The following is a 3,220-nucleotide window of genomic DNA, read 5'->3' as shown; positions in this document are numbered from 1 at the left end:
CGGTCATCGACGCAGAGGCCGATGCGCTGCAGATGGCCGTAGATCGCGCCAAGACCATCGAGAATGCGATGCACCCGGCCACTGCCGGTGATGGAATCGCCGACTGGGAGCGCGTGCTCGGCCTGCGCCCATTGCCCAGTGCAAACCCCACCGATCGCGTGCAGGCGGTCTTGGCCAAGCTTGGCGAACTTGGGGGACTCTCCATTCCGTACTTTGTGCGTTTGGCGGCTGCAACTGGCTACGCAATCACGATCAGCGAGCCCAAGCCTTGGCGAGTGGGGCACAGCAGCGTGGACGAACCGCTGTACCTGGAAAATGTGCTGTTCGTCTGGCAGGTGCGCATCGACCGCCGCCCGCCCGATGCCACACCGTCCACTGATGCCGCGCTTGAGGCCACCTTCAACAACCTCAAGCCGGCGCATACCTTCTGCCAGTTCCTGGAGTCCTGACGTGCATCGTATCGATGTCCCAACCGCCGCATCCGCGCCCCCACCCAGGCAGGAGCCTGGGCAGCCGGGCTACTTCACCAGCGGCGACTTCGTCGGTGGCGTCAAAGCTACCGTCCCAGGTGCCGATTGGTTCAATACCGTCCAGGCCGAATTGAGCAATGCCGTGGAAGGGGCCGGTCAAGCGCTGGACCGCGATGACGATTCCCAGTTGCTGCGGGCGATCCAGACGTTGATCCGTAAAACAAGGCTTATCCCCGGGCAGGTGATCGCCTTCGCCGGAAGCGAAGTTCCTGAAGGCATGCTCCCCTGTAGTGGCTGGGCGGTATCGCGCACCCAGTACGCCGATCTCTTCGCCGCCGTGGGCACGACGTATGGCGTAGGGGATGGCAAAACCACCTTCAACCTTCCGCTGTGCAAGGAAGGAACCACGATCACCCATACCAACGACGGTTTCAATGTCGGCGGCCATGCAGCGGGTTCGCTCATCTCCCATACGCATACCGCCACGGCAACGTCGGTCGCTGATCACACGCACTACATCGGCGTTCTCGGAGCCGGTGGGCACACTCACGCCGCAAGCTCAGGAGCGGCCGGTGATCATGCGCATGGTGCGTGGACGGACCAGCAGGGAAGTCATGGCCACACAGGTTCTACCTCTTGGGGCGGTGACCACCAGCATGCAGGCGTGCTGCCCAGCTCACCTGCATTCAACGGCTACGGCGTGTACATGGAACGGGACACGGATGCTCGTCCAGTAGATGGGGCAACGGGAGTTGGAGGGGGCCACAATCACGTTTTGAACATCGATGGCAATGGCAGCCATGGCCACAACATCGGGATGAATGGGTCGGGCAACCACGCCCACGATATCGGCATTGGCGGAGTCGGCGACCATTCCCACACACTGGATAACCGAGCTGCGGGTGCCCATGGGCACACCATCACCGTGAACGGCACCGGCGGAGTCGATAACTTACCGGCTGGTCTTCGGATGATGTACTGCATCGCTTACTGATAGAGGAACATTTATGAGTTACGCATCGCTTCCGGCGTCACGTCCCGCCTACTCCTACGACCCACAAACCCGAGAGCTCCTCGGCATGATCACCGTGTTTCTTTCTCCCGACGATGGCTCCTACCAGTTGCCGCCGTCTGTCGTGGAATTTTCGCCTGGAGAAGAGGCAGGGTTATATCGGCGTCATCGCTTGACCAAGGCTCTGGACGCATGGGAGCCGGTTCCCGACTACCGCTACTTCATGCTGTACGTGAAAGCCACGGCACTGCCCACTGCCAACACGTTGGCACTGGGCGATGCGCTGCCGGATGACTTGACCACTTCCCAGCCTGTCGCTTTTGGCTCAAATGAGCCGCTGCGGAACCAGTGGGATGGCGTCGTGGGCACGTGGCGGGTCATTCCCGACTATTCCGATGTTCCACTTTGGGAAAAGGCGACCGCGCTTCGGACTCAACCACTATCCGTGGGAGAGCCTCTCCCCTGTGAGCTGACGCCGCTGTGTCCACCATTTGGTCCGCTCAGTCAATGGGATTCCGACAAGCAGGCATGGGCTGGCACGCCGATTGAAGTGGCTGCGGACATAGAATCGCCGCCCCCATCAGAAGCATAGGTTTTTCATGGAGAAGAGACCGACTTACCTGTCGATCCAGGCGCTGCGGGGAGTCGCGTCTCTACTGGTTGTGCTCTTCCACCTTCGCATTGTTGAAGGCAAGTTTGGCAGCGGGGAAACCTTGCTGCCAAGCTGGCTGAACTTTGGATATGCCGGTGTCGATTTGTTCTTCGTGATATCCGGTTTCGTGATGGCCACGGTTGCAAAAGGTCGTTGTGGCTCCTTCAGCGAAGCCGGGCGTTTTCTTCGCAAGCGGGCCTGGCGGGTGCTGCCGCTTTACTGGCTCTACACCACTGTAGTGGTTGTGCTGATGGCCCTTGTGCCAAGCATGGTCAATACGTCGTACCAGAATCAGAGTGCACTGGCCTCGTATCTTCTGTGGCCTCAGTCCACTTTGCCGCTGTTATCAGTCGGCTGGACGCTGGTCTTCGAGTTCTACTTCTATCTGATGACGGCTATGGCCATTGCCTTGCTGCCACAGCGTTTCTTCCTCCATTTTCTATATGTATGGGCGGCCGTCGTGGCGATTGGCTGGACGATGTTTGAGACAACTTCGCCTGTGCTGTCCACGGCGTTCTCGCCGATGGCCTGGGAGTTCATAGCAGGCGCTCTGGTGGCAATGTACTGGCGCCGAATTCCCGCAGCATGGGGCGCTCCGCTGCTTTGGGCTGGTGCGGTCGCCTTCATTGCCGCGATGCTTCTGCTGGATCGACTCGATTTGCTGCTCGATGGCGGCATGTACCGGGTGGCGATCTTCGGGGTGGCCAGTTCCCTGGTTGTCGCAGGTGCGGTGGTTTTGGAAGCGTCACGACGGGCTTCTATCCCTGCGTGGCTGATGTCCGTGGGCGACAGCTCCTACTCCCTGTACCTCTCACACGTGTTCGTCATTTCTGCCTCGGGTCGGCTGTGGCAGCTCTCATCTTTCAATACTGCCTCCTGGCAGCATGCCGGATTCATCGCGCTGACGGTGCTGGCATGCGTGATTGTTGGGCAAGCATCGAATTGCTGGCTGGAGCGTCCGCTGCTGAGCCTGGAGAAGGTTGGCCGAAGCGCTACGACGCTCAGCCCGCCAAGGCTGGATAGCTGAATCAGGTGGCCGGCCGCACCTTGCGGCCGAGCGTACCGGCCTGATGAAGCGCCTAGAAC

General features: G+C 60.3%; 4 protein-coding genes. All 4 read left to right on the top strand.

Features of this window, described 5'->3' with window-relative positions:
- The coding region (locus ACRESJ_RS12135) for a putative phage tail protein (protein ID WP_431758102.1) at positions 1 to 449 on the top strand (449 nt) is incomplete at its 5' end.
- 1 nt (position 450) lies between these two features.
- Positions 451 to 1,464: a phage tail protein gene (locus ACRESJ_RS12130; protein ID WP_431758101.1), complete on the top strand. Its 1,014-nt coding sequence runs from the start codon at positions 451 to 453 to the stop codon at positions 1,462 to 1,464.
- A 13-nt stretch (positions 1,465 to 1,477) separates the two neighbouring features.
- On the top strand, positions 1,478 to 2,074 hold the full coding sequence (locus ACRESJ_RS12125; RefSeq protein WP_431758100.1) for a hypothetical protein: 597 nt from the start codon (positions 1,478 to 1,480) through the stop codon (positions 2,072 to 2,074).
- Positions 2,075 to 2,081: 7 nt separating this feature from the next.
- Positions 2,082 to 3,161, top strand: a complete 1,080-nt coding sequence (locus ACRESJ_RS12120) for an acyltransferase family protein (protein ID WP_431758099.1) — start codon at positions 2,082 to 2,084, stop codon at positions 3,159 to 3,161.
- The last annotated feature ends 59 nt before the right edge of the window (positions 3,162 to 3,220 follow it).

The sequence above is a fragment of the Pseudomonas sp. genome (genome assembly GCF_050739655.1).
Taxonomy (GTDB): Bacteria; Pseudomonadota; Gammaproteobacteria; order Pseudomonadales; family Pseudomonadaceae; genus Aquipseudomonas.
Note: the sequence above shows the minus strand (reverse complement) of the source record. Positions and strands in the feature narration are given on the sequence as shown.